Genomic DNA, 25,596 nt, shown 5'->3' on the forward strand with positions numbered 1-25,596 from the left:
ATCTGACGGACTGGAAAATGAACGATAGAATTGCATCTTGCCGGCGCCAGAACGAAACAACGATCTTTGCCGAGCAATGTCCCGAACCGCACTGGTTCTGACCGCTTCTACTCTGAGGACAGTTCACCAAGACGCGTTCAAGGCGGCAAGCCTATAGGTTGGGCAGTGCGCTGAAAACAGCAGCTTGACACTCCGCATCTTCTCGTCAAGATTATTGACTAACTAGTTAGTAATGACGGGATGGGCGGTCGTGGCTATGGCGTCAGGCGGAAAAATCCGGGTTGCGGTCGATATCGGTGGAACATTCACCGACATCGCATTGTTCCTTGAGTCTGGCCTGATCCATCAGAGCAAGATCTCCTCGACTCCTGAGGATCCCAGCCGGGCGGTTGTCGATGGCGTGGGCAGCTTGCTGGCGGAGCTGTCGATTGAGCCCTCCGCCGTGGCCGAAGTGCTGCACGGCACCACCGTTGGCTCCAACACCATCCTGCAGAGATCTGGTGCCAAGACCGGGCTGATCACCACACGTGGCTTCCGGGATGTACTCGAGATCGGGCGCATCCGGATGCCCGACATGTTCGATCTGACATGGGTGAAGCCGCAGCCATTGGTGCCGCGTCGCTATCGGATGGAAGTCACCGAACGCATGGCGGCCGATGGTACGACGGTCGAGCCGCTGTCCGAAGCCAGCGTGATCGCAGCCGGAAAGGCCCTGGTCGCCGAGGATATCGAAGCCGTCGCCATCGCGTTCATCAACAGCTACCGCAACCCGGCTCACGAATTGCAGGCTGAAGCGATCCTGCGGGCGAACTTCCCGCAATTGCTGGTAACGACATCCTGCGCGGTGCTGCCCGAGATGAAGGAATATGAACGGACCAGCACGACGGTGGTGAACGCCTATCTGCTGTCGGCGATGCGCACCTATCTGCAGAAGCTTGAGACGGGTCTGCGCTCGATCGGTGTGGCCGCGCCCATTCTGGTCATGACGTCCAATGGCGGCATGCTGGCCGCCAATGTCACCTGCGAGAAGCCGGTACTGGTGGTGGCATCCGGTCCGGCTGGCGGCGTCATCGGCGCGGCGCGACTCGGTATTGCGCGCGACGATCGCGATGTCATCGTGTTCGACATGGGTGGCACCACGGCCAAAGCTGTCATCATCGAGGACGGTCGCCCGACCATGACGTCGGAATACGAATTCCGCGACGGCATCTCGACATCGAGCCGATTCATCAAGGCCGGCGGCTATATGCTCAAGGTGCCCGCCATCGATATCGCCGAAGTCGGCGCTGGTGGCGGCTCCATCGCAGGCATCGACAAAGGTGGCCTGCTCGTCGTCGGCCCGCAATCCGCGGGCGCTGTCCCGGGGCCTGCCTGTTATGGGCTCGGCAACGACAAACCGACAGTGACGGACGCCAATGTCGCGCTCGGCTTCATCAATGCGACCTCGCTGGCCGGCGGCAATCTGAATATCGATCGCAAGCTGAGCGAGGCCGCCATTCGCACCCATGTGGGCGATCCGCTTGAACTGTCGCTGCTGGACGCCGCCCATGGCATTCGTGCCGTCGCCAATGCGGCGATGGCGCGTGCAGTGCGCGCCGTTACGGTCGAGCGAGGCCGCGATCCGCGCGATCTCACGCTGATGGCGTTCGGCGGCAACGGCGGCGTGCATGCGCCCGATCTCGCACGCCAGCTCGGCATTCCGCGCGTGGTGGTGCCGCCGATGTCGGGCATCTTCAGTGCGCTGGGGATGCTGGCCTCCGATATCGAACACACTGCGCTCAAGACCGTCAGTCTGTATCTCGACAGGATGCAGGTCAGCGATCTCAAGGCCATCAAGTCCGAGCTGCAGCAACAGGTCGCCGGGCAACTCGCCGGTGACGGCTATCAGGCCGAGCGCACGATGTTCCTCTGGGAAGCGGATCTGCGCCACGAAGGCCAGGCGACCGAATTGACGGTCCCCTTTGAAGGGGAAGATTTCGAGCAAATCCGCGAGCGTTTCGTCGCCGAGTATTTCAAGACCTATGGCTATCGCGATGCCACGCCGATCGAGCTGATGAAAGTCCGCGTCGCCGGCCGGGGCCTGCGGGAGAACCGTCTGGATTTTTCGGCCATGAAGATCGCGGCGCGACAGGGCGCATCGCGCTCCGGAACGCGTGACGTGTCCTTCGCGCGTGGCGAGGCTGCCGTCGCCGTTGATATCGTCGATCGCAACGCTGTGGGATCGTCGCCGCGGCAGGGACCGCTGATCATTGAGGAGTTCGATGCCACCATCATCGTGCCGCCCGATGCCAGGGTGCACAAGGATCCCATCGGCTGCATCGTGCTGGAGTTTGAGGCATGAAAATCGACCCGATCACCTTCGCAGTCATCAAGAGCGGCCTGGATTCCATCGCCGACGACATGGCCTATACGGTCGTGCGCATCGCGCGTTCGGAAATCGTCAAGGACGTGATGGACTTCTCTGCGGCGATCTGCGCAGGCGACGGTCAGATGGTGGCGCAGGCCAAGACCATTGCCCAGCACCTCGGCGCGATCCCGGAAGCCATGGCTTCGGTGCTGGAGAAGTACGAAGGCGATCTGCATGACGGCGACGTCGTGATCATGAACGATCCCTATCATGGCGGCATGCATCTGCCGGACATCTTCATGTTCGTGCCGATCTTCCACAGCGGCAAGCGGCGCGCTTTCGCGGTGGTGATCTGCCATCACACCGACGTCGGCGGCCGCGTACCGGGCTCCAACGCATCGGACTCGACAGAGATCTATCAGGAAGGCCTGCGGATCCCGCCGCTCAAGCTCTATGACCGCGGTGTGCTGAACACCACGCTGGAGACCTTGATCAAGATCAACGTTCGCGTGCCCGATCGGGTATGGGGCGATCTGTCGGCGCAATTTGCGGCTGCTCAGGTCGGCAAGCGCGGCCTCGAGAAGCTGATGCAGCGCTACGGCGCCGACGATGTCGATGCTTATATGCAGGAGCTGCTCGATTATGCGGAGCGGCTGACGCGGCAGGAGATCAAGACCTGGCCGAAAGGCACCTATCACTTCACCGACCATATCGACAGCGATGGTTTTTCCGATACGCCGATCCCCATCAAGGTCGCAATCACCGTCAATGGCGATGGCACGCTTGATGTCGACTATGCGGGATCGTCACCGCAGGTGAAGGGAGCGCTGAACTCAACGCTCAGCTTCACGCATTCGTTGACCTATCTCAGCGTCCGCTGTGTCTTGGCCAAGGACGTGCCGAACAATGTCGGCCTCTTCCGTTGCATCAAGGTGAAGGCGCCGGAAGCCTCTGTGCTGAATCCCGTCATGCCGGGGCCTTGCGCAGCCCGTGCGCTGACCGGCTATCGTGTGTTCGACACCATGCTGGGCGCGCTCGCGCAAATCGTGCCGGACAAGGTGCCGGCGGCGGGCGAGGGCGGCAATAGTGTCATTTGCATTAGCGGGCTGCGCCCCAACCGCCAGCCCTTTATTATCGTCGATATGATCTGCGGAGCCTGGGGTGGTCGCCCCGACAAGGACGGGCTCGAAGCCGTCACCAATGCCTCGCAGAATCTCTCGAACATGCCGGTCGAGGTGATGGAGGCCGAACATCCGGTTCGGATCGAGGATTATTCGTTCGTGCCCGACAGTTGCGGTGCAGGACAATATCGCGGGGGTGTCGGTATTCGCCGCAGCTATCGCATTTTGGCGCCAGAAGCGCTGCTGCAACTGCGCACCGACAGGGTCAAGTTTCCCCCCTACGGCCTCAATGACGGAGAGCCCGGCGGCCGATCGAACAACTATATCGAGATCGGCAACGAGCGTACGGCCATTCCCGGCAAGATCACGCGCAATGTGAGCGAGGGCGCGCTACTGATCCACGAACAGGCCGGAGCTGGTGGCTTTGGCAATCCGTTGCTACGCGATCCCCTTGATGTGCGTGAAGACTTTCTGGACGGCAAGATCACGGCGGAGTTCGCGCGAAAGCACTATGCCGTGACATTCGGCCCGCATGGCGTGCTGGACGTCGAGGCGACTGCGGCTCTACGATCCGAGCGTGCCGCCTCGCCAACACCGGAAAGGCGCCATGGAGCTTAGTGTGGCGGCACCCAGCAAGATCACCCGCAATCCGGAAGCGAGCCGCGCCAAGATCCTTGATGCGGCGCGGATTGAATTCGTGTCGAACGGGCTCAACGGCGCGCGGGTCGATCGCATCGCCGAGCAATCCGGCGTCAACAAGAACCTGATCTATCATTATTTCGGCTCCAAGGATGAGCTCTATCTGGCGGTGCTGGAACGCATCTATTCCGACCTGCGCGCCAAGCAGCAGGACGAGGATCTGCGCGATCTGCCGCCGGTCGAAGGCATGAAGCGGCTCGTCAGCAGCACGTTCGACCACTTCGTGGACACGCCGGATCTGATCCGGCTGATGAGCATCGAGAACATCCACTACGCACAGAACCTGAAAAGATCGAGTACCATCAAGCCGCTCTATCGCGGGCTGCTCGATACGATCCAGATCCTGCTCAAGCGCGGCCAGACCGAAGGCGTATTCCGCGCCAATGTCGATGCGGTCGATCTCTATATGTCGATCTCCGGCCTTGCTTACTTCTTCCTGTCCAATCAGCACACATTGTCCTGGCTGCTTGACCGCGATCTCGCGGCGCGCCGGCGCGTGCTCAAGCGACGCCAGCACGTCGTCGAGATGGTGCTGAGCTATTTGACGCAGAATTCGCCGGCAGAAGCGGATGGCGCCGACACAGAATAGTCAAACCGGAGATTGGGATATGAGAAGACTTTTTCTATCGACCCTGATGCTTCTAGGTGTTGCGGCCGGTGCGGGTGTTTCTCCCGCGCTGGCCCAGGATAAATTGTCGGTGCGGCTGGATTTCTCGCCATGGGGCGTGCAGGCGGCCATGCATCTGGCGCAGAACCGCGGCTGGTTCAAGGAAGCCAAGCTCGACGTCGATATTCAGGACGGTCGCGGCTCCGGCAACACGATCCAGCTGGTGAATGCCGGTCAGGCCGACGTCGGCCAGGTTCAGGTCGGGCTGGTCGGCTCCGCGCGGGCCAAGGGCGCGACCATCCGTTCGATCGCGACCTTTCAGCGCAAGACCGATCTCTGCATTCTGGTCGACAAGACCTCACCCATGCAGAAAGTCGCGGATCTGCGCGGCAAGAGCGTCGTCGTCTTTGCCGCGAGCCCATGGGCTCCCTTCATCGATGTCTATCTGAAGTCAGGCGGGCTCACGCGCGATGATCTCAAGGTGGAGGTTGTCGATCCTGCTGCATTGTGGGGGACCTATATTGCCAAGCGGTCCGACGGCCTGATGTCGACCGTTGGTTCTGCGCTCCCGCTTGCAGAAGCGACCCGCCCGTCGAAATGTCTGTTGGCATCTGATGCCGGGATCGCTTTCCCTAGTTACGGCCTGGTTGCCCGTGACGAAGTGATCGCCAGCAAGGGGCCTGCGTTGAAGCGTCTGATCGAGGTGCAGCAACGCGCCTGGCAGCATCTGCGCACCAATCCCGAAGACGGCGTGAAGGCGATGATCGCGGAGCGTCCAGATGCAAAACTCGATCCCGTTGTTTTGCTGGGACAGATCAAGCTGACGTTGGACTACTTCGACACGCCGGCCTCGCAGGGCAAGCCGATCGGCTGGCAGGCGCAGGCAGATTGGGAAGCGGCAGGGAAATCGATGGAAGCTGCAGGCGTATTGTCGGCAGGCTGGAAGGCGACTGACTTCTACACCAACAGCCTCGTCGAGTAACATGACTGCTCCTGCTTCATTGGAAACGGCGGCCTATGTCGCGCTCGGCCGCGTGGGGAAGACTTACGCCTCTCCGCGCGGGCCGGTCGCAGCCCTGGTGGATATCAATCTTGATATCCGGCCGCAGGAATTCGTCAGCGTGGTCGGTCCGTCCGGCTGCGGAAAGAGCACGTTGCTGAAGCTGGTGGCCGGCCTCGAGGGCGCGACATCCGGGATGATCGACATCGGCGGCAAGCCGCTCGATGGCACGCCGGACCGGCTCGGCGTCGTATTCCAGCGCGATGTTCTGCTGGACTGGCGCACCATTCTCGACAATGTCCTGCTGTCGATCGAATTTACGCGCAAGCCGACAGCCGATGAGTGCGCACGCGCGGTCGCGTTGCTGAATCGTTTCGGTCTTGGCGGTTTCGAACATCGATATCCCTGGGAGCTATCGGGTGGCATGCGCCAGCGCGCATCGATCTGCCGTGCATTGCTGGCCGATCCCGATCTGCTGCTGATGGACGAGCCATTTGGCGCGCTCGATGCCATGACCCGCGATGACCTCAATATCGAGCTTGCGCAGATCTGGCAGGATACGCGCAAGACGTTGTTGTTCATCACGCATTCGATCGCGGAAGCTGTCTTTCTGTCGGACCGTGTCGTCATGATGAGCAAGGCACCGGGCATGGTGGTCGATATCATCACCATCGATCTGCCGCGGCCGCGCCTGCTCGCCGTGCGCGACACGCCGGAATTTGCGGCCTATGTGCACCGGATACGCCATCACTTCGCCGAGTTGGGGATCGTCAAGGAATGATGCGTTTCGCAAAGCGCCTGTTTCTGGGTGACAATGAAACACGCGATGTCATCGTCGTGTTGGTTGCGGCTCTTGTTCTGTGGGAGGTCGGCGTTCGTGTGTTTCAGCCGTCGCCGCTCATCCTGCCAGCGCCCTCCGCGATCTTGGCTGCATTTCTGGAGACACCGGGTCTGTTCCTGCGTCATCTCGGCTTTACGCTCTGGATGACATGTCTCGGCTTTGTATTGGCGGTCGTCATCGGCGTCGCGCTGGCGGTCGGTATCGTCTATTCCAAGTTTCTTGAACGAACCATCTATACGCTTCTCGTGGCGCTCAACTCGATTCCTAAGGTAGCGCTGGCGCCGCTGTTCGTGATCTGGATGGGCACCGGTCCCGAGCCCAAGGTAGCGATTGCACTGATGCTTGCGATCTTTCCGATCGTCATCGACATGGTTCTAGGATTGCGGTCGGTGGATCCCGACATGCTGGCGCTGGCCAAGGTATCGAAGGCGCCGCCTTGGGCTGTATTGATCAAAATCCGCTTTCCCTGTGCACTATCGAGCTTGTTCGCAGGCATGAAGGTCGCGATTTCGTTTGCTCTGGTGGGTGCCATCGTCGGTGAGTTCGTGGCGGGCAGCCGTGGCATCGGCTTTCAGATTCTCGTGGCGCAAGGACAGTTCGATACCGTGCGCGTGTTCGTGTCGCTGCTGTTGCTGGGCGTCGTTGGAACCGTTCTCTTCTTTCTGGTCGACTATGCCGAGCGGCTCTCCCTGCCGTGGCACGTTTCGCAGCGGGGACGTCACCAGGCGTCTCCTGATCGGGCATGACCGGTGGCTCGCGATCGCTCGGCACGCTCGCGCTGATCGCGACGGCAGCACTCTGGGGCAGCAACCACGTGGTCGCCCGCGCCGCACGCGACGCAGCGCCTTTGCCTGCGCTGGTGTTCTGGCGTTGGCTTCCCGCTGTCATCATTCTCACCGTCATCGCATGGCCGGCGCTGCAGCGCGGCTGGCCTGATATTCGCCCGCGACTATGGGAATTGACGATCGGTGGCGTGTTCGGGGTGGGCTTGTTCTCATATCTCCTGATCGGCGGTGCCTATCAGAGCCCAGCCATCGAAGTCGGCTTCATCAATGCTACGACGCCGGTATGGGTTGTATTGCTGGGCGTGATGATGGGGGGAGGGCAGATCACACGCGCGGGCTACGGCGGGCTGGCTCTGGCTTTTATCGGGACGATCCTGATCATCAGCAAAGGTGATCCGGTACGAGTGGCCGGGCTGCAGCTTAGCCTCGGAAATCTCTGGTCACTCCTGGCCGCGATCTTCTTCGCCTGGTTCTCAATTCGGGTGCGCGAATGGTCGCGCGCAATCGAGACCTTGCCCCTCACGGTGGTGACCGCCTGGGCGGGCCTCGTCGTCGTGTTGTTTCCGGTCTATGTGATCTGGATCGTCCGCGGTGGCCCTTGGTTCGCCTGGACCGATGCCGACATGCCCATCGCTCTGGGTGCGATTGCTTATACCGGAGTTGGGCCAACCATGCTTGGCAACGTGTTCTATCTGTACGGTGTCGCCACGAATGGCCCGACGCGCGCTGCAGGATTCCTGTATCTCAGCCCGCTATGCACAGCGATGTTTTCCATCGTCTGGCTGGGAGAGCAGCTGACCTGGTATCAAGCTGGTGGGATTGCCGCGATCTTGACCGGATTGGTACTATTGAGCCGCCCGGAGCAAGACGCGAAAGCGATGCCGTAGCCGTCAATGATGGCGGATGGCGGTTGGCCGGAAATCCGAAACAGATTCCCGGGTAAGTATCGAATGCAGGAAGGTCTTTACTAATCTTCCTTGCACCTATTCGCCGCCTGCGGTTTTGCCGCCGTCGATCGGGATGATCGCGCCGGTGATGTAGCTGGATGCATTCGATGCGAGCAGGAGCACGAGGCCTTTGATCTCAAGATCAAGATCGCCGACACGCTCGCCATTCGAGGATTTCAGCCATGTCTTCTCCATGCTCGCGGATGTAGCGACTATGTTGGATCAGGCGATCGCGATGTCGCTGCTTGGCCAGCGAGCCAGCGGTTGCCAGTGCGGGGAGCGAATCGATCGCTTTGATGGCCAGATGGAAGCGATCCAGGTGGTTCAGAACTACCATGTCGAACGGGGTTGTGGTCGTGCCTTCTTCCTGAAAGCCATGGACGTGCAGATTGTGATGATTGCTGCGGCGATAGGCGAGGCGGTGGATCAGACTTGGATAGCCGTGATAGGCGAAGACCACCGGACGGTCGCGGGTGAAGATGCTCTCGTAATCCCGGCTGCCAAGTCCGTGTGGATGCTGCGTCTGGTCTTGGAGCGTCATCAAATCGACGACGTTGACGACCCGAATCCGCAAGTCCGGGAAGTCTTGTTGCAGAAGATCCACCGCGGCGAGCGTCTCCAATGTCGGAACATCTCCGCAGCAGGCCATTACGATATCTGGCTCGCAGCCGGCCTCCTCTGTTCCTGCCCATGGCCAGATGCCGACGCCAGCCTCACAATGGGTGATGGCTTCGCGCATTGTGAGCCACTGCGGTGCGGGCTGCTTACCGGCAACGATGACGTTAATCCGGTCGTAGGTGCGCAGGCAATGGTCGGTGACCCATAGCAGCGTATTGGCATCCGGCGGGTAATAGATGCGAACAACGTCTGCCTTCTTATTGGCGACCATATCAACGAAGCCGGGATCCTGATGGCTGAAGCCATTGTGATCCTGCCGCCAGACGTGGGATGTCAGCAGATAGGTCAGTGACGCTATCGGCCGACGCCAGGGCAACGCCCGCGAGACCTTGAGCCATTTCGCGTGCTGATTGAACATCGAGTCGACGATGTGGATGAAGGCTTCATAGCAGGACATCAGCCCGTGACGGCCGGTCAACAGATAGCCTTCGAGCCAGCCTTGGCAGAGGTGTTCGCTCAATATCTCCATTACGCGGCCGTCACGCGCAAGATGAACGTCGTAGGGCTTGATGTCCTCCATCCAGACCCGCTCCGTGACGTCGAAGACGGCGTCGAGTCGGTTGGACGCGGTTTCGTCGGGGCCCATGATGCGGAAGTTCCTGGCCTCGGAATTCAGGATAATGACGTCGCGCAGATATGCTCCCATGACTCGTGTCGCTTCGCCGTCGATCGCACCCGGCTCGGGAACGTCTACCGCATGTGACCGGAAGTCCGGCAGTTTCAGTTCGCGCTTCAGAAGGCCGCCGTTAGCGTGCGGGTTAGATCCCATGCGGCGCTCGTTTTCAGGTGCTAAAGCCTGAAGATCGGGGAGCAATCGGCCTGCTTCGTCGAACAGCGTGTCGAGCTGATAACTGCGCATCCATTCTTCGAGCAAGGCAAAGTGGCCAGCGTCGGTTCGCGGGTCTGCGATCGGAACCTGGTGCGAACGCCAGAAGTCCTCGACCTTTTTCCCGTCGATTTCCTTCGGCCCGGTCCAGCCCTTCGGGCTTCGCAGGACAATCATCGGCCATTTCGGGCGCCCGCTAGCGGAGCCGCCGCGGGAACGCTCCTGAATGGCGCGGATACGATCGAAAGCGTCGTCCAGCGCCGCTGCCATTTCGCGATGCATCTCGTTCGGAACGCTGCCTTCGACGAAGATCGGGTCGTAGCCGTAGCCTACAAACAAGCTCCGAAGCTCGCTGACTTCGAGACGACCGAGCACCGTGGGATTGGCGATCTTGTAGCCATTGAGGTGCAGGATCGGCAGCACGGCGCCGTCATGGGCAGGATCGAGAAATTTGTTCGAATGCCACGAAGCCGCCAGCGGACCCGTCTCCGCTTCACCGTCTCCGACAACGCAGGCGACGATCAGATCGGGATTGTCGAACGCAGCGCCGAAGGCATGAACCAACGCGTAGCCGAGTTCGCCACCTTCGTGAATGGACCCGGGCGTCTCCGGCGCAGCGTGGCTTGGAATGCCTCCGGGAAAGGAAAATTGCCGGAATAGCTTTTGAAGCCCGTCGGCATCCCGCGTGATCTCCGGATAAACCTCGCTGTAGCTGCCCTCGAGATAGGTGTTGGCAACCATGCCGGGGCCGCCGTGACCGGGACCGCAGACGTAGATCATGTCGAGATCGCGCTCGCGGATGGCCCTGTTTAGGTGTGCGTAGATGAAATTCAGGCCTGGCGTAGTCCCCCAATGTCCGAGCAGTCTCGGCTTGATATGATCGGCGCGCAGCGGCTCTCGAAGAAGGACATTGTCGAGCAGATAGATTTGCCCCACCGAAAGATAATTTGCGGCCCGCCAGTAGCGGTCGACAAGCTCGATATCGTGTGCGTTCAACATTGGATATCTTCCCTATGTGCGTGTCTTCAAACAGAAGACGCATCGACGGCGGCATGGAGCAGGTCGCGACGCGGCACGATCCCGATGCGCCTAAGATCCCGGGCGATGAGGATACGTTTGATCCGATGACGCTTCATCAATTTCATAACGTCCTCTCAGGACCGGCCCTCGCTGAGTTGGCCTTGCTGATCGCCGCTCGCAATCTCGGACCCCCGTCGAGCGGCGACGTCCATCATGGGTCGGGTCCTTGGCTGGTGTATTGATCCGTATCAACCGACTGAGGCCGATTTGAGCGGAAGATGCCGTGCATCGAGCGGGGCGGACCGTGCCGGAGGCGTCTTTTGAAAAACCCAATCTTCTGGATGCGCGGCGCTCTCATTGGAGCCGCAGCTTTGGGGCTTTGTGCAGGGCTCGCCTCGCCTTGGATGGGGCTATCTGCATGGCGCGCAACCATCTGGACAGTAAGTGCGTTTCCGGTTCTGGTTGCGCTCTTGGCGCAGATCGCGACAGGCCTGCGACGCGGCGAGTTCGGGCTCGACATCGTGGCAGCATTTTCGATGATTGCCGCCCTGAGCACCGGCGAGCAGCTTGCTGCGGTGGTCGTGGCGCTCATGTATGCCGGCGGGCAATTCCTTGAAGCCTACGCCGACCGCAGCGCACGGCGCGAAATGACAGCGCTGCTGTCCCGCGTACCGCTGGTCGCGATGCGGCTGCACGACGGTCGTCTGGAGGAGGTTCCCGTCGACGCGCTCGCGTCCGGCGATCACCTGCTGATCCGTCAGGGCGATCCGGTCCCGACCGACGGGACCGTAACGGACGGAGTTGCCATCCTGGACGAATCCGCGTTGACCGGCGAAGCGATGCCGGTGCGGCGAAGCGCAGGGGAAAGCGTGTCGAGCGGCGTCTACAATGCAGGTGACGCATTCACCATGGTGACTTCGCGTCCGGCCGCCGAAAGCACGTTCGCCGGGATCGTTCGCTTGGTCGAGGCGGCGCAGCAATCGAAAGCGCCGATGTCGAGGCTCGCCGACCGCTTCGCGATGGCATTCCTGTTGCTGACAGCCGGCATCGCCGGTCTTGCCTGGTACTTCAGCGGTGACGTTATTCGCGTCGTCGCGGTTCTTGTCGTGGCGACACCGTGCCCGTTGATCCTCGCCGTCCCGATCGCATTCATCGCGGGACTGTCGCGCGCGGCCCGGCATGGCATCCTGATCAAGGGGGGAAGCGCCATTGAAGGTCTAGCTAGAATCCAGCGATTGGTTTTGGACAAGACTGGAACTCTCACCGACGGGCGTCCGAACGTCCTTGCGATTCATGCCAATGGGGTTTCAGACCTCGAAGTATTGCGTCTCGCGGCATCGCTCGACCAGGTGTCGAAACATGTCGTCGCCGGCACCATCGTTGAAGAGGCGCGCCGGCGCGGATTGGAGTTATCCTTGCCTGCAGAGGTGGTCGAGACACCGGGTGATGGCATCATCGGGCGGGTGGATGGCAGGCGCGTCGTAGTCGGGGGATCGGGCTTCGTCTCGCGGAATACGATCTGCGGCGTCTCTCCGATGAGCGCCCATCCGGATGCCGGATCGCTGGTGGTGATGGTCGGGCTGGACGGTAGGGCGGTCGGCGAGATCGTTCTTGGAGATCGGATTCGCCGTGGCATGTCGGGCCTGCTGGACGATCTTAGACGCAGGGGAATCCAACGCATCGTCCTCGCGACGGGAGATCGCAGGGATATCGCCGAGGCGACAGTGAGCGGATTGGGTTTCGATGCGGTCCACGCCGAGCTGAGCCCGGACCAGAAGACGGAGATCGTCCGGGCTGAACTTAAGGGCGGGCGCGTCATGATGGTCGGCGACGGGATTAACGACGCGCCAGCCCTGGCGGCTGCGGACATAGGTGTCGCTATGGGAGCGAGAGGTGCCGCCGCCTCTTCGGAGGCCGCGGACGTCGTGCTTCTCGTTGATCGTCTCAATCGCGTTTTGGTGTCGATCGACATCGCGAAGCGATCCAGGGCGATCGCCTATCAGAGCGTTCTGTTGGGGACCGGCCTATCCCTCATTGGGATGATCGCGGCTGCTTTTGGGTATCTGGCCCCGGTGCAGGGCGCCCTCTTACAGGAGGCGATTGACGTCGCCGCCATCGCAAACGCGCTGCGGGCGCTTCGCGGGCCGGCACCGAACGCGCTGCCCGTCGCCGAAGTTTCAGCTGTCCCCGTCACGCATTAAGTCGGGCGAGGGCGGAGCGCCTGCAAAGATCGATCTGCCTCGACGTGCGCAGCGAGATGAGGCCGGCCTGCTCGAAGTGGGTCAAGGTGCGTGACACCGTCTCGATTGTAATGCCCAGGTAGTCGGCGATATCCTGACGCGACATCTGTAGGTTTACACTGCCTGGATTGTCGCCACGGCGTGACATCTCTAGTAAAAAGTGGGCGACCCGTTCTTCGGCGCTGCGAACGAGCAGGACCATATGATCCTGCATGCGGCGGAGTTCTTCCTTCACCATAGGCCAGAGATCGCGCGTCGTATCGACCGGTCCTGTCATGGGCCCCGAGGCGGCGTTCAGTCTGATGACGGATATCTGACTTTCGCAGATCGCTTCGCAAGAATTGAGGTGGTTGCTACCGCCTTCGAATCCGAACAAATCCCCCGGCAGATAAAAGGCCGTGATCTGCCGACGGCCGTCGTGCAGAATTCTATAGGCCCGTACTGCGCCGGAGACGACACGATAGATGTGCGTCGCAGGCTCGTCTTCTCCGAAGATCTCGGCATTGCGCGCGAAGCATTTTGTGGCACCGAGATGCGGCCGACCCTCCCGCAGCTGTTGTGGTATGGCCCCGAAAGGCATTGAGGGGAGTGCGGCTGCGTGCGTGGTCTGGCTCAGCATGGACGGCTCCTCTGTGTCCGATTTTGTCGGTCAGACTGTGCGCCGGCTCGTGCCGCCCGGATATTGGGATGTTTCCCCTAGGTATTGTTACGTAGTCGCGACGATCGTCACCAGCATTGTGCAATGGCAGCTGGATTTCGGCCGGGATCACGCCGCCCGACCTTGGACTGCCCGCGGGGGGAATGCCCTGCTCTGGCAAGACGGGGCGCAAAGATCTCGCGCCCGCCTATGATCCGCAATTCGGCGGTGTCTGCGAACAGCTCCCAACGATCCGTCTTGCGCGCTTCGCAGAATGCGGCTTCGGCTTCTTCTAGCGCTTGGCCAGCCGACGCGCTATCGACGAGGAACTCGCCTTGGCAGGTCACGCATTCGTGCCCTGTGTCATTGCAGATTTTCTTCAGAAATCGAATATGAAAACGGGTCATGGTGACCTCCGATGCAGGTCGCCCATCGTCGCGGTGGATACCGCGATGTCGTGCGACGGGAAGAATGTCCCGATCCGAAGAGCGCTGGAATCAGGTCTAGATGTCGCGCCTCATGCTCCACCCAACGGCCGCGATGCCGAAACCGACGATCAAGGTAATGGTTACAAACGTCTGGACGACGCTGAAATTCAGGGCGTCCTTCGCGACGAAAAGCGAAGTGATCGTTGCTGCTGCTACTGATAGAATGCGCAAAATCCAGGCCATGTAAGCCCTCCGACGGCGTCAACCCGCCGCCTTCCTGTCCTCGGCGGATTCCAGATAGAAGCCGGACCAGGTGTCCACGAAGCAGAGGTGATCATGAACTTCCTTGACACCGGCGACATTCCGAGCTGCGACGAGTGAAGCCTCCCGCGCGCGGTCGTCCACGATCAATCCGTGCAGATGAGCGATGCCATGGCGGACGGTGACCTGTAGACCGGTGGGGCGCCAGTCCTGAGATTCGATCGTTCGGATGATCCGTTCCCGCATGTGATCGTCGTCGGCCGTCGGATCCGGGACGTCGCGGGCCATGCTCGCGACAGCCCGCATTAGGTTGGCGCGGGTGATAATCCCAACCAATTGGCGCCCGCGTGTGACGGGCAGACGCTTGATGTTCTTTTTTTCCATCAAGGTCACGATGTCATCCAGCGCGTCGTCTTCGCTGACCGTCACTGGATCCGGTGTCATAACATCGGAGACCGAGCGCCCGCGCTCGCGGACGAAATCCTCCGCGATCGCGCCGGGGCTCATGAAGAACTGAAGCCAGCGAGGTCGCTTGCGCTGAGTGCCGATCTCGGCGCGGCGAAGGAAGTCGCGCTCGGACACGATGCCGACAAGGTCGCCGGACATGTTGAGCACCGGAAGCCCGCTGATATGGTGGTCCAGCATCGTCTTGGCCGCCGTCTCCACTGACGTGACCGGCGATACGGTCAGGACGTTCTTGGTCATGATCTGATGGGCGCGCATCTCAGTTCTCCCTTTTACCGATCCTGAAACATAGCGCTGCGCTGACGCTTGCCTTTGATTTTGCGCAAACTGACCAGATTCACTCGAGGGATTTCAGATATGTGAGGAAATCGCTGATCTGATCCGGGTCGAATCTAAATTCCGGCATGGTCGGATGCCCCGTCACGATCCCCTCAGCTAATGCTTCCTGGAGCGTCTCGACCGGGTATCGCTCGTGGAGGGTCCGGAAGGGGGGCGCGATCCGCAGAGGGCTCGGGCTGACCTTGTCGATCGCATGACACTTCATGCAATAGACGGTCGCGAGGCGCCTGCCTTGCTCAACGCTCGCCGCGGATGCCGCGGACGATCCCATCATAACGAGAGTGAGCGCGATGACTGTGGAGCGCGCGATGATCGATGGACGCATGATCTCTTCTTTCCTCACCCCGATCCTGTTTTGCCATGTTTCCGACCGCCTTGGCGTTAGTGTGACATCAAGGTCGGGACCGTCATCGACTCGAGCATGCCGCGCGTCACGCCTCCGAGGATGCGTTCCTTCAGTCGTGAATGGCCATAACCGCCCATCACGATGAGATCGAGACCAGTGTCCGCGGCGATCGACAGTAGCATCGGCTGGATGTCAGCCGGCGCGGCGACGCTACGGCTGATGGTTACTCGTAATCCCTGGTGCGTCAGGCGCGCCTGGAGCGCCTGGGCGGATACTTCGGGATGAACCGTATCGTTCATGGTGATCAGGGTAATGTTTTCTGCATTCTTCAGGAACGGCATCGCGTCCCGCACGGCGCGCGCCGCCAGGCGGCTGCCATCCCAGGCAATGCCGATGTTGGAAATCTTGAGCGGGCCGCGAAAAGTGTAGGGCACAAAGAGGACCGGGCCTCCCGCCTCGAAGAGGATCTCCTGCGGCAGCGTGTTGTCGTACGAGTCGAACTCGACCTCCGGCTGAAGCACGACCGTCAGGTCGTAGAGCCGCGCACGCGCGCCAATCATGGAAGCGGCTTCGAACGGCGTCGCCGTCATCGGGATGCATTTGCATTGAAAGGACCTGCGCTGTGCCTCTGCCACGACAATCGACAGCGCGGCCTCGGCCCTCGCCTGGGCGCGTTCGCGCTCGATTTCGTAGATGGCCGCGACGGCCGTGCCGCCTTCGACCGCTAGGCCGATGCTCGTCGTGTCATAGCCGATGGCGACGGCGTCGAGCCGCGTGTCGAACATCTTGGCTAGTGAGGCCGCTGCGTCGATGAGACCTTGGAAGCCTCGTTCGGTCGGAATGCTCGCGAGAATGCTCTTCATGGCCGTACTCCTAACCCCTTGGCGGTGCGCCTCTGATGTCCCAGCAAACAGCAGTTCGCGGCGGGCTGTTTTGATCTAACGCAAGAAGTGGTGCAGGCGAGCGAGTTCCCGACTGCGTTTGATCGGGAGATGACGATGGCAAGAGTGGCGTTGGTATCGGGCGGTACGCGCCCCAGCCTATCCGGCGACAGCCGATCCGCTTCCGGAAGCGTCGGGGAGCTACGTTCATCAAGATTGAATGACGATCTCGCTATCGGGAGTTCCGCCGATGTTCGGGTAGATAGCGCCTGCCGATCAGCGCGATCAATCCGAGGACAGACATGAATGCGATGGCAATCAACAGGTAGATGAGAATGGTGAGCAGGTAGGCGCCCTGGAAACGCCAGCTTGGTGGCAATGTTTCAGCGGCGGCAAGCGGCAGGATGTCGGAAAAATAAGTCTGGAATATCCACAACAGCAGCAACGCCAGAGCGGTGGCCGTCACCGTCAGCAGGGTAAGGCGAGATATGATCGAAGTCTGCTTCATGGCCCATCATGTGTATTTCCCGATGCCGGGTCCATTCGGGGAAAACACGTAGGTCGGCGTCTCGGACGGTCTTTGCACCGGGCGAACCGATGCGGGGCGAACCGTTCGAGCGGGTCTCACGCAACTTGCCGTTCGTCCTATCCGAAATAGTCGTCCAGAGCCCATGTCGATCCAGCGCCGAATCTTCGTGAGCGGGGCCTGGTATCGCTTCGACGCCAACGCCCGCGCGACCAGGGGGCGTTTCTTGGAGAGAGCCTTCGTCACGGTTCATACGCACGTTGTGCGATGAGCGGCGCCAGATACGGCATGACCTTCGTGCGCGTTTCCTCTGGTGTGCCGCCGGCATCGATGACAGGCCAATCCATATTGCCGGAATCGTGACCTTCCTGCATGAGAGCGACAGTTGCTGTCGCATCCGAGGCGTCATTGTGCCGCCCCGCGATCCGCGTGAGCCGCACATTGAGATCCGCCCGCAAGAACAGACCGAGGTGGGTCGACGAAACCGGCTCTATCCCGGCGAACGCGCGTCGCTCCTCGGGGCGCAGGAAAGCGGCATCAATGATAGCGCAATGGCCTTGCGACGCGATACGGCGAGCCTTCGTCATGAGCGCGTCGTAGACCTGCTGCGTTACCTCCGCGGTATAGGCGGACGCGGGGAGACGGTGATGCTCGGGGACATCGAACATCGCCTTCCGGACGGCATCCGACCGGATGACGACGGCGCCCGGAGCCGGCCCGAGAAAGGGGGCTACGGCGCGTGCGAGGACACTCTTGCCCGTGCCGGACATTCCACCAACCGCGACTAAACCGCTTGGCGGCGGATTGATGAGTTGAACTGCGAGACCGAAATACTTTCCGGCTTTGTCAACGACCTGTCGATCGCTGTCATTCTGTTCCGCTTTCGTGAAAAGGACATGCGCCCTGATCGCGGCACGGATCGACAGGAAAAGTGGAAACAAGGCGAGGGCGTCGAGATGCACAGGAGCGCTGCGCGCGAGGTACCGATTGAACGACACATTTGCCGCTGTCCGCTGCTCGTGATGAAGCATGTCCATAAGTACGAAGCTCAGGTCGTACAGAACATCGGTCGTAGCTATTGCGGGATCGAACTCGATGGCGTCGAACAGAACGGGCTTCCCGTCGATCATCGTGATGTTCCCGAGATGCAGGTCGCCGTGGCATCGGCGCACGAAGCCCTCTGCGGCGCGGCGCTCGAGGCAAGGTCTCTGGGCGTCGAGCACGGCCAGGCTGGAATTGTGAAGGTTTTCGACGGCCTGCCGCTCCAGTCCGCTGACTTCCCGAAATCTGGCGGTGTTGCGGGCGATCAACGTCCCGATCGAGGCCAGCCAAGCGCTCCCATCGACCGGCTTCGCACGATGATGCGAGGCCAGTATTGCGTCCGCGATCTCTTCAGCCAGCGCAGGCGCGATGCCGATCGCTGCGGCAATACGGTCCAGGCCAGCGTTTTCGTCGAACCGCTTCATCTCCACCGCCCATTCCACCGGTGTTCCCTGTCCGTCGAGGGCGAGCCCGTCCGCCCCCTCTGTGATCGGAACGATGCGCCGATAGAGGTCTGGCGCGAAGGGCTTGTTGACATTGAGCTCCGCCTCGCAGGCGGCCCGCCGTTTCTCAAGGCTTGAATAGTCGAGAAATGGAAGGCGGATGGGACGCTTGATCTTCCAGACACGCTCAGCGCCGAGAAAGACGATCGACGCATGAGTGTCGATGCGTTTGATGCCCGGTTCGATCGAACTCAAAAATGCGACGATCACGTCATGTGCGGAAGCCTGGGAGCTCCTATCCTGATCGTTGGTCATGGCAACAATACCGCGGCGCCGATGAGCGTCCCGCTGCGCAGGGCGTTTAACGCGGCGTTCGCCTCACCAAGCGGATAGGTGGTCGTATGGGTCTCGACCGGGATCTGGCGAACCAGCTCAAGGAATTCATCTCCATCCGCCCTGGTTAAATTGGCAACCGAAACGATCTGTCTCTCCTCCCAGAGATCGCGATAGGGAAATGATGGAATGTTTGACATATGGATTCCGGCACAGACGACGCGGCCGCCCTTTCGCACAGCGCGCAGCGCGATAGGTACCAACTCGCCTGCGGGAGCGAAGATGATCGCCGCGTCGAGTTCCTCTGGTGGCGTTGCGGCTGCAGCGCCTGCCCAGGCAACGCCGAGAGACAGGGCGAGCTCCTGTGCTGCGGCATCGCCGCTGCGCGTGAACGCATATACGCGGCACCGCTGCCTCACCGCGACCTGAGCGATGATATGTGCGGCGGCGCCGAATCCGTAAAGTCCCAGAACCTTTGGTGCCCCCGCCATTTTTAGAGCGCGCCAGCCGATCAGACCGGCGCACATCAACGGCGCGAGCTTGTCGTTATCGCCGGCTTCTCCGAGTTCGAAGCAATAATGTCCTTCGGCAATGACGTGGGTCGCGAAGCCGCCATCCCGCGTATAGCCGGTGAACTCCGGATGATCGCAGAGGTTCTCGGTATGCCGGCGGCAATAGGGACACGTACCGCAGGTCGATCCTAGCCACGGAACGCCAACGCGGTCCCCCGGCTTCAGGTCTTCGATGCCGATGCCGACCTCGTCGATACGGCCGACGATCTCATGGCCGGGGACGATAGGATAACGGATGCTCGGCAGATCTCCGTCAACTACGTGGAGGTCGGTGCGGCAGACGCCGCAAGCATCGACCGCGATCCGGACCTGTCCCGCTTTTGGAACGGGGTCGGGCCGCTCCCGCCAGACCAGCGGCGTCCCCGGAGCTTCGAGCACCATCGCATACACTGCTGCTTCTCCTTCCGAAAGATCGCACTGGAGCGTGGTCAGGTACCGAAAATGGGCATCTCCAGCAGATGATCGTTGACCGATGAGACACCGGGCTGCGACTCAGCAGCGACGCGGATGGCGTTTCGCTCGTCATTCGATTCCACGCTGCCCCAGATGTCGACGATGCCGTTACTGACAGTGATGCTCAGGTGGTGAGGATGCGCCCAGGGCAGTGTCTTGAGTTTACTCATGAGATTGCTCCTGATTGTCTCGTCGGCAAGGGTGACTTCGATCCTTGGCCGCGCGCCCGCGACGAGCTGCACAATGTTCGATCGGCTGATTATCCCGACAGTGGCCCCGTCCGCATCCAGGATCGGGATGCGTTTGACGTGCTTCTCTTCGATCAGGCCGGCGATGTCGTAAACGGACGTTTCAGGTGCCGCGGTCACCACGTCGCGGGTCATTACGTCACTGACCTTGACGCTGTGCGATTTGATGTAGTCCGCCGCCACAGCGTGATTTCCCGCAAGCATGTGCACCCACCAGGAATAGCGATTCTCGGTCCCGGACTCGACCCGGCGCAGCAGATCGCCTTCGGTCACGATTCCGGCCAGCTTGCCCGTGCCGTCCAAGACGGGTACCGCGCTGATGCACTTTTCAACCATCAGTTTTGCGACATCTCGAACCGTTGCATCGAGCCCGACGCAGATGACCGGTGAAGTCATTAGATCGCGTGCTTTCATGGAATGTCCTCCTGAGTGCTTCCGACGATCGTCCGATGTTCCAGCGGTACGATGAAGTAGGATTGCACCGCCATATCCAGTGGCGACGAAAAGATCGCATGGCGCGACAAGCTTGCTTTGATCTTCCTCAAAGGTGACGAGCTTTTCGCGCATTAGCTTTGCGGGAACTGGTCGATAATTCACACGAGACGCATTCGACAGCAATCAGGGGGATGCAGTGAAGACAGCGAAAAGAAAACCCTTGGAATTTCCTCGCGGCCAGCGGATCAGTGATCAACTGAAGGACAACACGGTAACGACCACGGAGTGCATGGAGGCTTCAGCGCTGGAGTGCCGTATCGCGGCGCTCGAAAAAGGCCTGCCGCCTCCCGTTCGCGATCGCATCTGGACAGAACGGATCGCCGCGAATTCCATTTGATGATATCGACCGCGCTTGGCGATCTGGTCGTTCGCTCTTCGATGTGCGAGAATAGGACGTATCGATTATCTCGACGAAGTGCGCGCTCCTGACCGGTCTGCGCCGCAATGGTTACCGGATTTCCGGTCATATGCATTTTGCCCCATCAACGAGCGGCCTTTTTGATTTTGCGCAAAGCCGACAATCTCCCGTGGAATATCGTTCTGTCGGTATCAAGGCTCAAACAGGAGGCAAGTACATGTCCAAGCAATCTGTTGTTCCCGTCGGCGCCGAGCGTCAGATCCTGCGCCGTGAGTCTAATCCGTTGTCTTTCCTGCAGCAGGAGATCGACCGACTGTTCGACGGTTTCACGCGCGGTTTCCCCGGCTTCGTCACCCATGCGGGTGTGGTCCCGAACATGGATGTGAGCGAGACCGACAAGGTGATCGAGATCACAGCTGAACTCCCCGGTCTTGAAAAGAAGGACGTCACGCTCAACGTCGCCGACAACATCCTGACCATTCGCGGAGAAAAGAGGAACGAGCGCGAGGAGAAGGAAAAGGACTACCATCTCGTCGAACGTAGCTACGGTTCGTTCTCCCGGTCCATCGAACTGCCTGCAGGCGTGAAGTCGGAAGACATCTCGGCCGAGATAGCCAAGGGAATCCTGAAGGTGACGGTTCAGAAGCCGGTACCCAAGGTCTCGAAGCAGATCGAGATCAAGAGCGCAGCCTGATCCGACACGGGACGTGCCGCGCTGATCCGCGGCTCGTCCTTCCGGCCACCTGGGAGCGAACCATGTATGAGTTTCTTGAAGAGACTGCTGGCGATGTAATGACCAGGCCTTGCAGGGAGGTCTCTCCAGAGACGACCGTCGGCGACCTGCACCGGTTGTTCGCGATGGATAACGTCGAGTCCTATCCCGTGGTCCGCAATGGCGAGGTCATCGGAATCGTTTCGAAGTTCGATTCTCTGCGGCCTTTCGCCTTTGGTACGGATCAGATCCTTCCGCATTATGAAGAGATCATGGGAACCGTGGTCGAGGAAATCATGTCGCGCGACGTGATCTCTGCGAATAGCGATACACGTCTGGCCCGCGTCCTGCAGACCATGGTGCAGCACCGGATCAAGAGCGTGCCGATACTCGATCACGAGAACAAGCTCATTGGTATCGTGGGGCGCGGAGACATATTCCGGGCCTTGCGAAAATGCACGCTCCCCGCGGGCGCGCCCACCCCCGGGCCGGATGCTGCGGCATGTCGACGTACAGGTTAGAGAAGCTGCTGGCTCCCAAGGCACTCGCCCTCGTCGGTGCGAGTCCCCGTCCAGGGTCATTGGGAGCAGCTGTTCTGCGCAACATCCGCGCAGCCGAATACGCTGGCAAATTCGGGGTCGTCAATCCCGTGCACTCGGACATCGAGGGCCACAAGACGTTCGCGTCCCTCGACGCTCTGCCTTTCACGCCGGATCTCGTCGTCGTCACGGCGCCGGCGGCGGCCGTACCGGGGATCATTGCCGCAGCTGCCATCAAGGGCGCGGCAGGAGCCGTCATCCTTAGTGCCGGTCTGGGTCACGGCGCGAATTCTTTCGCCGCAGCTGCACTCGATGCGGCGAAGAAGGGCGGACTACGGTTGATCGGGCCGAACTGCCTGGGTCTACTTGTGCCGCAGCATCGCCTGAACGCGAGCTTCGCGGCGCACATGCCGAGCGAAGGATCATTGGCTCTGATTTCACAGTCAGGTGCGATTGTAGCCGCCATGGTCGACTGGGCGGCGCGGCGGCCCGTTGGCTTCTCAGGAATCGTCTCGATCGGGGATCAACTCGACGTCGATCTTGCCGATTGTCTTGACTACTTCGCGTCGGATCCGGGCACCCGGGCCATCTTACTCTATCTGGAGGCGATCCCGGATGCGCGAAAGTTTATGTCGGCGGCGCGTGCTGCGGCGCGCGTGAAGCCCGTAGTCGTGGTCAAGGCGGGCCGCATGGCGCAGGGCGCGCAGGCGGCTGCGACGCATACCGGCGCGCTGGCGGGCGCCGACGCTGTCTACGATGCCGCCTTTCGGCGCGCAGGCCTACTGCGCGTGTTCAACCTCGGGGAGTTGTTCGACTGCGCCGAGGTGCTGGCAGGGGGTGTCGAGCCTCGCGGACGGCGTCTCGCCATCCTCACCAACGGCGGGGGCCTGGGCATCCTAGCGGTCGATCGGTTGGTCGAACTCGGTGGCGTTCCGGCGGACCTTGGCGATGCCGTCAGATCGCGGCTGGATGATGCACTTGGCGGATGGTCAGGAGCTAACCCGGTGGACGTCGGTGGCGATGCAGGTGCGGACGTATACCGGGCGGCGCTGGATGCCCTGCTTGGCGACGCCGACAACGATGCCGTCCTGGTGATGAATGTCCAGACGGCCGTGGCGGACCCCGTCGCTATTGCCCATGCAGTGGCCGATACTGTGTCGGAGCACGGGGGCAACGGCTCCGGATCACTGCCGAAACCGGTGTTGGCCGCCTTCGTCGGTGCCGATGCGGCGGTGTCGGCGCCCTTCGACTCCGCCGGCATTCCGAATTTTCCGACGGAGGACGATGCCATACGCGCATTTATGTACGGCGTGCATCATCGCGAGGCGATGCAAGCGTTGATGGCAACGCCTCCCGGAGTCATGGCGAGCAAGGTCGATCGTCCCGCTGCGGAGCGCGTTCTGGACCAAGCAATGCGGGAGGGACGGGCTTGGCTCGATCCTTTGGAGATTGCGGCCGTGTTCGACGCCTACGACATTCCGATCGTTCCGACGCGAATGGCGGCGAATGTGGACGAAGCTATATCGCTATCGGAAGGCTTCTTCCGGAAGGGCCATCCGGTAGCCATGAAGATTCTGTCGCGTGACATCGTGCATAAGTCCGATGTCGGAGGCGTGGTGCTTGGCTTGCAGGACGTCGACGCTGTTCGCCTTGCCCACAGTACGATGATGGAGGCAGTGACAGCCAAGTGTCCGGACGCTCGCATTACCGGCGTCATTATCCAGCCGATGATCATACGGCCGCGCGCGCGTGAATTGATCGCCGGCCTTGCCGACGATCTGACGTTTGGACCGGTGGTCGCTTTTGGTCGTGGCGGAACTGCCGTCGAAATCATCGACGACAAGGCGCTCGCATTACCGCCGCTCGACATGAAGCTGGCGGACGATCTGGTGAAGCGCACCGCAGTCGCGCGGCAATTGGCTGGCTACCGCGATGTGCCCGCCGTCAAGGAAGACGCCGTTCAAATGACGCTGCTGAAATTATCGCAGATGGCGATCGACCTTCCGCTGATCCGCGAACTCGACATCAATCCGTTGCTTGCGGACGAAGCCGGAGTTCTGGCGCTGGATGCGCGGATCGCGGTGGCCGTACCGGAGCGCCTTTTCGCAGGACAGACGCGGCTGGCCATCCGGCCGTTTCCCGCAGTATGGCAGCGCGACGTCGTTCTGCAGGACGGCGAGACCGTCCATCTGCGTCCTGTCGTGCCGGAGGACGAGGCCGCCATCAAGCATCTGCTTGACCACACCGATGCCGGCGATCTGCATTCAAGGTTTCTCGGAGCGATCAAGGAATTTCCGCACCCGTTCGTCGCGCGGCTGACGCAGCTCGACTACGCGCGAGCCATGGCATTCGCCGCCGTGGCTCCCGACAGCGGTGAGATAATCGGGGTATCGCGCCTGCACTCGGATTCCCAATACAGGACGGCGGAATATGCCATTCTGGTACGCTCTGACCGGAAGGGGCAGGGCCTCGGCTGGGCGCTGATGACCGAACTGATCCGCTACGCGAAGAGCGAAGGTCTCATCGAACTGCATGGCGACGTGCTGCAATCGAACGACGGCATGCTGCAGATGTGCCGGGCTTTGGGCTTCCAAGTCGGGAGCGATCCAGAGGATCCAGCCATCGCACTGGTTTCGCTGGATCTGCGGACGCAATGATCGACCTTTTTGCCTCCCGATGTGTCTGAGACAATCGCTCGGAAACGTCCGCTATATGGATCGGACAAGATTACGGGCCATGCCTTCGCTGCCAAACCTGCCCGACGCGACCGATCTCTGACGCATGGCTCAGTTTCTATTCCGAAAACATCAGAGCAGCTTGAAGCGCGGTCAGTTAAAGCGGGGTGACAGACGCCACCCGATAGGTATGGATCGCGTCGGCCTCGCGGAGCGAAACGTATTCGCCCTGCCGGAACGCCTCCTCCTCGAAATGGAATCCCGCCTCGTCCTCCGCGGCTCCGGCCACGTCGTAGTGGAACGCCCAGCTTCCGCCGGGCCGATGAACGAGATGGCCGCGGATGTCATCTCCGCCTGGGCGCAGGCGCGTGACGCGGCAGGCCTCGCGGTGCGACTTCCACGACGCAGCATCGATTCGATCGTTTCTGTCGAGCGGCGCGGCGATCACGTAGCCGATCTCGGGGTTCCCCTCCGGATGCCTGGCACTGCGCGCAAGTTCAAGGCGGATTCTGCGGAAGGTCGCGGGGAGACTGCTGTTGCGGATGGGCTGGAAGGAGTGCTGCTGCATGGGATGTCCCTTCGGTCAGGATCGGTAATGGTCATGCCGGTCGGCGAGGCCGATCCCGACCTCCCGTTCGGTGGGGCGCACGCAGTGCCGCGCCGACCAGAATGCCTATCATGAGGGCGGAGACGACAGCGGAGGCGGATTGCTCAATCACCCTTCTCTCGAGAG

At 61.1% G+C, this 25,596-nt stretch carries 26 protein-coding genes; 12 read left to right on the plus strand and 14 right to left on the minus strand.

Translation table 11 applies throughout. The annotated features are described in order from the left end of the window. Window positions 1-256: 256 nt before the first annotated feature. From AB8A27_RS03815 to AB8A27_RS03845, 7 genes are read left to right on the plus strand one after another with little or no spacing between them, the layout of a single operon-like run. A complete protein-coding gene (locus AB8A27_RS03815) occupies window positions 257-2,341 on the plus strand; it encodes a hydantoinase/oxoprolinase family protein (RefSeq protein ID WP_441244820.1) in 2,085 nt (694 codons plus the stop codon). Next, on the plus strand, window positions 2,338-4,086 hold the full coding sequence (locus AB8A27_RS03820) for a hydantoinase B/oxoprolinase family protein (protein WP_441240751.1): 1,749 nt from the start codon (window positions 2,338-2,340) through the stop codon (window positions 4,084-4,086). The genes AB8A27_RS03815 and AB8A27_RS03820 overlap by 4 nt, the downstream gene beginning before the upstream one ends. Next, entirely contained in the window at window positions 4,076-4,756 is a 681-nt protein-coding gene (locus AB8A27_RS03825; protein WP_441240752.1) for a TetR/AcrR family transcriptional regulator, read from the plus strand. The genes AB8A27_RS03820 and AB8A27_RS03825 overlap by 11 nt, the downstream gene beginning before the upstream one ends. A 19-nt stretch (window positions 4,757-4,775) precedes the next feature. Further along, window positions 4,776-5,756: an ABC transporter substrate-binding protein gene (locus AB8A27_RS03830; RefSeq protein ID WP_441240753.1), complete on the plus strand. Its 981-nt coding sequence runs from the start codon at window positions 4,776-4,778 to the stop codon at window positions 5,754-5,756. Window position 5,757: 1 nt separating this feature from the next. Next, window positions 5,758-6,555: an ABC transporter ATP-binding protein gene (locus tag AB8A27_RS03835; RefSeq protein WP_441240754.1), complete on the plus strand. Its 798-nt coding sequence runs from the start codon at window positions 5,758-5,760 to the stop codon at window positions 6,553-6,555. Continuing rightward, window positions 6,552-7,361: an ABC transporter permease gene (locus tag AB8A27_RS03840; RefSeq protein ID WP_441240755.1), complete on the plus strand. Its 810-nt coding sequence runs from the start codon at window positions 6,552-6,554 to the stop codon at window positions 7,359-7,361. Before AB8A27_RS03835 ends, AB8A27_RS03840 begins: the two co-directional genes overlap by 4 nt. After that, the gene (locus tag AB8A27_RS03845; RefSeq protein WP_441240756.1) at window positions 7,358-8,287 is read left to right on the plus strand and encodes a DMT family transporter; all 930 of its coding nucleotides are present in this window, start codon (window positions 7,358-7,360) and stop codon (window positions 8,285-8,287) included. Before AB8A27_RS03840 ends, AB8A27_RS03845 begins: the two co-directional genes overlap by 4 nt. Before the next feature lie 96 nt (window positions 8,288-8,383). On the opposite strand, the gene AB8A27_RS03850 is transcribed toward AB8A27_RS03845, so the two are convergent. Genes AB8A27_RS03850 through AB8A27_RS03860 form a run of 3 tightly spaced genes read right to left on the minus strand, consistent with a single transcriptional unit; the run spans window position 8,384 to window position 10,996 of the window. Beyond that, window positions 8,384-8,542 carry an SDR family oxidoreductase gene (locus AB8A27_RS03850; protein WP_441240757.1) on the minus strand — a complete coding sequence of 53 codons (159 nt, stop codon included), beginning with the start codon at window positions 8,540-8,542 and terminating at the stop codon, window positions 8,384-8,386. Next, window positions 8,490-10,850, minus strand: coding sequence for a phosphoketolase family protein (locus AB8A27_RS03855; protein ID WP_441240758.1), 2,361 nt, complete (start codon window positions 10,848-10,850; stop codon window positions 8,490-8,492). Before AB8A27_RS03855 ends, AB8A27_RS03850 begins: the two co-directional genes overlap by 53 nt. A gap of 26 nt (window positions 10,851-10,876) precedes the next feature. Then, window positions 10,877-10,996 (minus strand): hypothetical protein, encoded by a 120-nt coding sequence (locus tag AB8A27_RS03860; RefSeq protein ID WP_441240759.1) that lies wholly within the window; start codon window positions 10,994-10,996, stop codon window positions 10,877-10,879. 345 nt (window positions 10,997-11,341) lie between these two features. Between AB8A27_RS03860 and AB8A27_RS03865 the strand changes: the two genes are divergently transcribed. Next, window positions 11,342-13,072: a heavy metal translocating P-type ATPase gene (locus tag AB8A27_RS03865; protein WP_441240760.1), complete on the plus strand. Its 1,731-nt coding sequence runs from the start codon at window positions 11,342-11,344 to the stop codon at window positions 13,070-13,072. Here AB8A27_RS03865 and AB8A27_RS03870 read toward each other — a convergent pair. The 10 genes from AB8A27_RS03870 to AB8A27_RS03915 form a co-directional block, all read right to left on the minus strand. Then, complete coding sequence (locus AB8A27_RS03870; RefSeq protein WP_441240761.1) at window positions 13,062-13,730, minus strand: helix-turn-helix domain-containing protein; 669 nt, start codon at window positions 13,728-13,730, stop codon at window positions 13,062-13,064. The two genes, AB8A27_RS03865 and AB8A27_RS03870, sit on opposite strands and share 11 nt — an antisense overlap. Window positions 13,731-13,837: 107 nt before the next feature. After that, window positions 13,838-14,155, minus strand: coding sequence for a hypothetical protein (locus AB8A27_RS03875; protein ID WP_441240762.1), 318 nt, complete (start codon window positions 14,153-14,155; stop codon window positions 13,838-13,840). Between the two features lie 96 nt (window positions 14,156-14,251). Continuing rightward, window positions 14,252-14,419 carry a hypothetical protein gene (locus AB8A27_RS03880; RefSeq protein ID WP_441240763.1) on the minus strand — a complete coding sequence of 56 codons (168 nt, stop codon included), beginning with the start codon at window positions 14,417-14,419 and terminating at the stop codon, window positions 14,252-14,254. Between the two features lie 18 nt (window positions 14,420-14,437). Beyond that, complete coding sequence (locus tag AB8A27_RS03885; protein ID WP_441240764.1) at window positions 14,438-15,160, minus strand: CBS domain-containing protein; 723 nt, start codon at window positions 15,158-15,160, stop codon at window positions 14,438-14,440. Window positions 15,161-15,239: 79 nt separating this feature from the next. After that, window positions 15,240-15,566, minus strand: a complete 327-nt coding sequence (locus tag AB8A27_RS03890; RefSeq protein ID WP_441240765.1) for a c-type cytochrome — start codon at window positions 15,564-15,566, stop codon at window positions 15,240-15,242. A 56-nt stretch (window positions 15,567-15,622) separates the two neighbouring features. Beyond that, window positions 15,623-16,450, minus strand: coding sequence for a universal stress protein (locus AB8A27_RS03895; protein ID WP_441240766.1), 828 nt, complete (start codon window positions 16,448-16,450; stop codon window positions 15,623-15,625). Window positions 16,451-16,700: 250 nt separating this feature from the next. Next, entirely contained in the window at window positions 16,701-16,976 is a 276-nt protein-coding gene (locus tag AB8A27_RS03900) for a hypothetical protein (protein ID WP_441240767.1), read from the minus strand. 260 nt (window positions 16,977-17,236) lie between these two features. Further along, entirely contained in the window at window positions 17,237-18,793 is a 1,557-nt protein-coding gene (locus AB8A27_RS03905) for an AAA family ATPase (protein WP_441240768.1), read from the minus strand. Next, on the minus strand, window positions 18,790-19,773 hold the full coding sequence (locus tag AB8A27_RS03910) for a zinc-dependent alcohol dehydrogenase family protein (protein WP_441240769.1): 984 nt from the start codon (window positions 19,771-19,773) through the stop codon (window positions 18,790-18,792). Before AB8A27_RS03910 ends, AB8A27_RS03905 begins: the two co-directional genes overlap by 4 nt. A gap of 38 nt (window positions 19,774-19,811) precedes the next feature. Then, window positions 19,812-20,498, minus strand: coding sequence for a CBS domain-containing protein (locus AB8A27_RS03915; protein ID WP_441240770.1), 687 nt, complete (start codon window positions 20,496-20,498; stop codon window positions 19,812-19,814). A gap of 217 nt (window positions 20,499-20,715) precedes the next feature. On the opposite strand from AB8A27_RS03915, the gene AB8A27_RS03920 reads away from it, so the two are divergent. The 4 genes from AB8A27_RS03920 to AB8A27_RS03935 all read left to right on the plus strand — a co-directional run bounded on the left by AB8A27_RS03920 (window position 20,716) and on the right by AB8A27_RS03935 (window position 24,845). After that, window positions 20,716-20,916 carry a hypothetical protein gene (locus tag AB8A27_RS03920; protein WP_441240771.1) on the plus strand — a complete coding sequence of 67 codons (201 nt, stop codon included), beginning with the start codon at window positions 20,716-20,718 and terminating at the stop codon, window positions 20,914-20,916. Window positions 20,917-21,154: 238 nt separating this feature from the next. Further along, the gene (locus AB8A27_RS03925; RefSeq protein ID WP_441240772.1) at window positions 21,155-21,631 is read left to right on the plus strand and encodes an Hsp20/alpha crystallin family protein; all 477 of its coding nucleotides are present in this window, start codon (window positions 21,155-21,157) and stop codon (window positions 21,629-21,631) included. 62 nt (window positions 21,632-21,693) lie between these two features. Next, window positions 21,694-22,170 carry a CBS domain-containing protein gene (locus AB8A27_RS03930; RefSeq protein WP_441240773.1) on the plus strand — a complete coding sequence of 159 codons (477 nt, stop codon included), beginning with the start codon at window positions 21,694-21,696 and terminating at the stop codon, window positions 22,168-22,170. After that, window positions 22,152-24,845 (plus strand): bifunctional acetate--CoA ligase family protein/GNAT family N-acetyltransferase, encoded by a 2,694-nt coding sequence (locus AB8A27_RS03935; protein ID WP_441240774.1) that lies wholly within the window; start codon window positions 22,152-22,154, stop codon window positions 24,843-24,845. Before AB8A27_RS03930 ends, AB8A27_RS03935 begins: the two co-directional genes overlap by 19 nt. A 175-nt stretch (window positions 24,846-25,020) precedes the next feature. Here AB8A27_RS03935 and AB8A27_RS03940 read toward each other — a convergent pair whose 3' ends face one another. Further along, window positions 25,021-25,431 carry a hypothetical protein gene (locus AB8A27_RS03940; protein WP_441240775.1) on the minus strand — a complete coding sequence of 137 codons (411 nt, stop codon included), beginning with the start codon at window positions 25,429-25,431 and terminating at the stop codon, window positions 25,021-25,023. Window positions 25,432-25,596 lie beyond the last annotated feature (165 nt).

It is taken from the genome of Tardiphaga sp. 768_D3_N2_1, from assembly GCF_052076105.1.
Taxonomy (GTDB): Bacteria; Pseudomonadota; Alphaproteobacteria; order Rhizobiales; family Xanthobacteraceae; genus Tardiphaga.

What these genes read in the sequence shown, in the direction of transcription:
- AB8A27_RS03815 (WP_441244820.1), top strand. Translation starts at nt 257, where the DNA reads ATGGCGTCAGGCGGAAAAATCCGGGTTGCGGTCGATATCGGTGGAACA.
- AB8A27_RS03820 (WP_441240751.1), top strand. Translation starts at nt 2,338, where the DNA reads ATGAAAATCGACCCGATCACCTTCGCAGTCATCAAGAGCGGCCTGGAT.
- AB8A27_RS03825 (WP_441240752.1), top strand. Translation starts at nt 4,076, where the DNA reads ATGGAGCTTAGTGTGGCGGCACCCAGCAAGATCACCCGCAATCCGGAA.
- AB8A27_RS03830 (WP_441240753.1), top strand. Translation starts at nt 4,776, where the DNA reads ATGAGAAGACTTTTTCTATCGACCCTGATGCTTCTAGGTGTTGCGGCC.
- AB8A27_RS03835 (WP_441240754.1), top strand. Translation starts at nt 5,758, where the DNA reads ATGACTGCTCCTGCTTCATTGGAAACGGCGGCCTATGTCGCGCTCGGC.
- AB8A27_RS03840 (WP_441240755.1), top strand. Translation starts at nt 6,552, where the DNA reads ATGATGCGTTTCGCAAAGCGCCTGTTTCTGGGTGACAATGAAACACGC.
- AB8A27_RS03845 (WP_441240756.1), top strand. Translation starts at nt 7,358, where the DNA reads ATGACCGGTGGCTCGCGATCGCTCGGCACGCTCGCGCTGATCGCGACG.
- AB8A27_RS03850 (WP_441240757.1), bottom strand. Translation starts at nt 8,542, where the DNA reads ATGGAGAAGACATGGCTGAAATCCTCGAATGGCGAGCGTGTCGGCGAT.
- AB8A27_RS03855 (WP_441240758.1), bottom strand. Translation starts at nt 10,850, where the DNA reads ATGTTGAACGCACACGATATCGAGCTTGTCGACCGCTACTGGCGGGCC.
- AB8A27_RS03860 (WP_441240759.1), bottom strand. Translation starts at nt 10,996, where the DNA reads ATGAAATTGATGAAGCGTCATCGGATCAAACGTATCCTCATCGCCCGG.
- AB8A27_RS03870 (WP_441240761.1), bottom strand. Translation starts at nt 13,730, where the DNA reads ATGCTGAGCCAGACCACGCACGCAGCCGCACTCCCCTCAATGCCTTTC.
- AB8A27_RS03875 (WP_441240762.1), bottom strand. Translation starts at nt 14,155, where the DNA reads ATGACCCGTTTTCATATTCGATTTCTGAAGAAAATCTGCAATGACACA.
- AB8A27_RS03880 (WP_441240763.1), bottom strand. Translation starts at nt 14,419, where the DNA reads ATGGCCTGGATTTTGCGCATTCTATCAGTAGCAGCAGCAACGATCACT.
- AB8A27_RS03885 (WP_441240764.1), bottom strand. Translation starts at nt 15,160, where the DNA reads ATGCGCGCCCATCAGATCATGACCAAGAACGTCCTGACCGTATCGCCG.
- AB8A27_RS03890 (WP_441240765.1), bottom strand. Translation starts at nt 15,566, where the DNA reads ATGCGTCCATCGATCATCGCGCGCTCCACAGTCATCGCGCTCACTCTC.
- AB8A27_RS03895 (WP_441240766.1), bottom strand. Translation starts at nt 16,450, where the DNA reads ATGAAGAGCATTCTCGCGAGCATTCCGACCGAACGAGGCTTCCAAGGT.
- AB8A27_RS03900 (WP_441240767.1), bottom strand. Translation starts at nt 16,976, where the DNA reads ATGAAGCAGACTTCGATCATATCTCGCCTTACCCTGCTGACGGTGACG.
- AB8A27_RS03905 (WP_441240768.1), bottom strand. Translation starts at nt 18,793, where the DNA reads ATGACCAACGATCAGGATAGGAGCTCCCAGGCTTCCGCACATGACGTG.
- AB8A27_RS03915 (WP_441240770.1), bottom strand. Translation starts at nt 20,498, where the DNA reads ATGAAAGCACGCGATCTAATGACTTCACCGGTCATCTGCGTCGGGCTC.
- AB8A27_RS03925 (WP_441240772.1), top strand. Translation starts at nt 21,155, where the DNA reads ATGTCCAAGCAATCTGTTGTTCCCGTCGGCGCCGAGCGTCAGATCCTG.
- AB8A27_RS03930 (WP_441240773.1), top strand. Translation starts at nt 21,694, where the DNA reads ATGTATGAGTTTCTTGAAGAGACTGCTGGCGATGTAATGACCAGGCCT.
- AB8A27_RS03935 (WP_441240774.1), top strand. Translation starts at nt 22,152, where the DNA reads ATGTCGACGTACAGGTTAGAGAAGCTGCTGGCTCCCAAGGCACTCGCC.
- AB8A27_RS03940 (WP_441240775.1), bottom strand. Translation starts at nt 25,431, where the DNA reads ATGCAGCAGCACTCCTTCCAGCCCATCCGCAACAGCAGTCTCCCCGCG.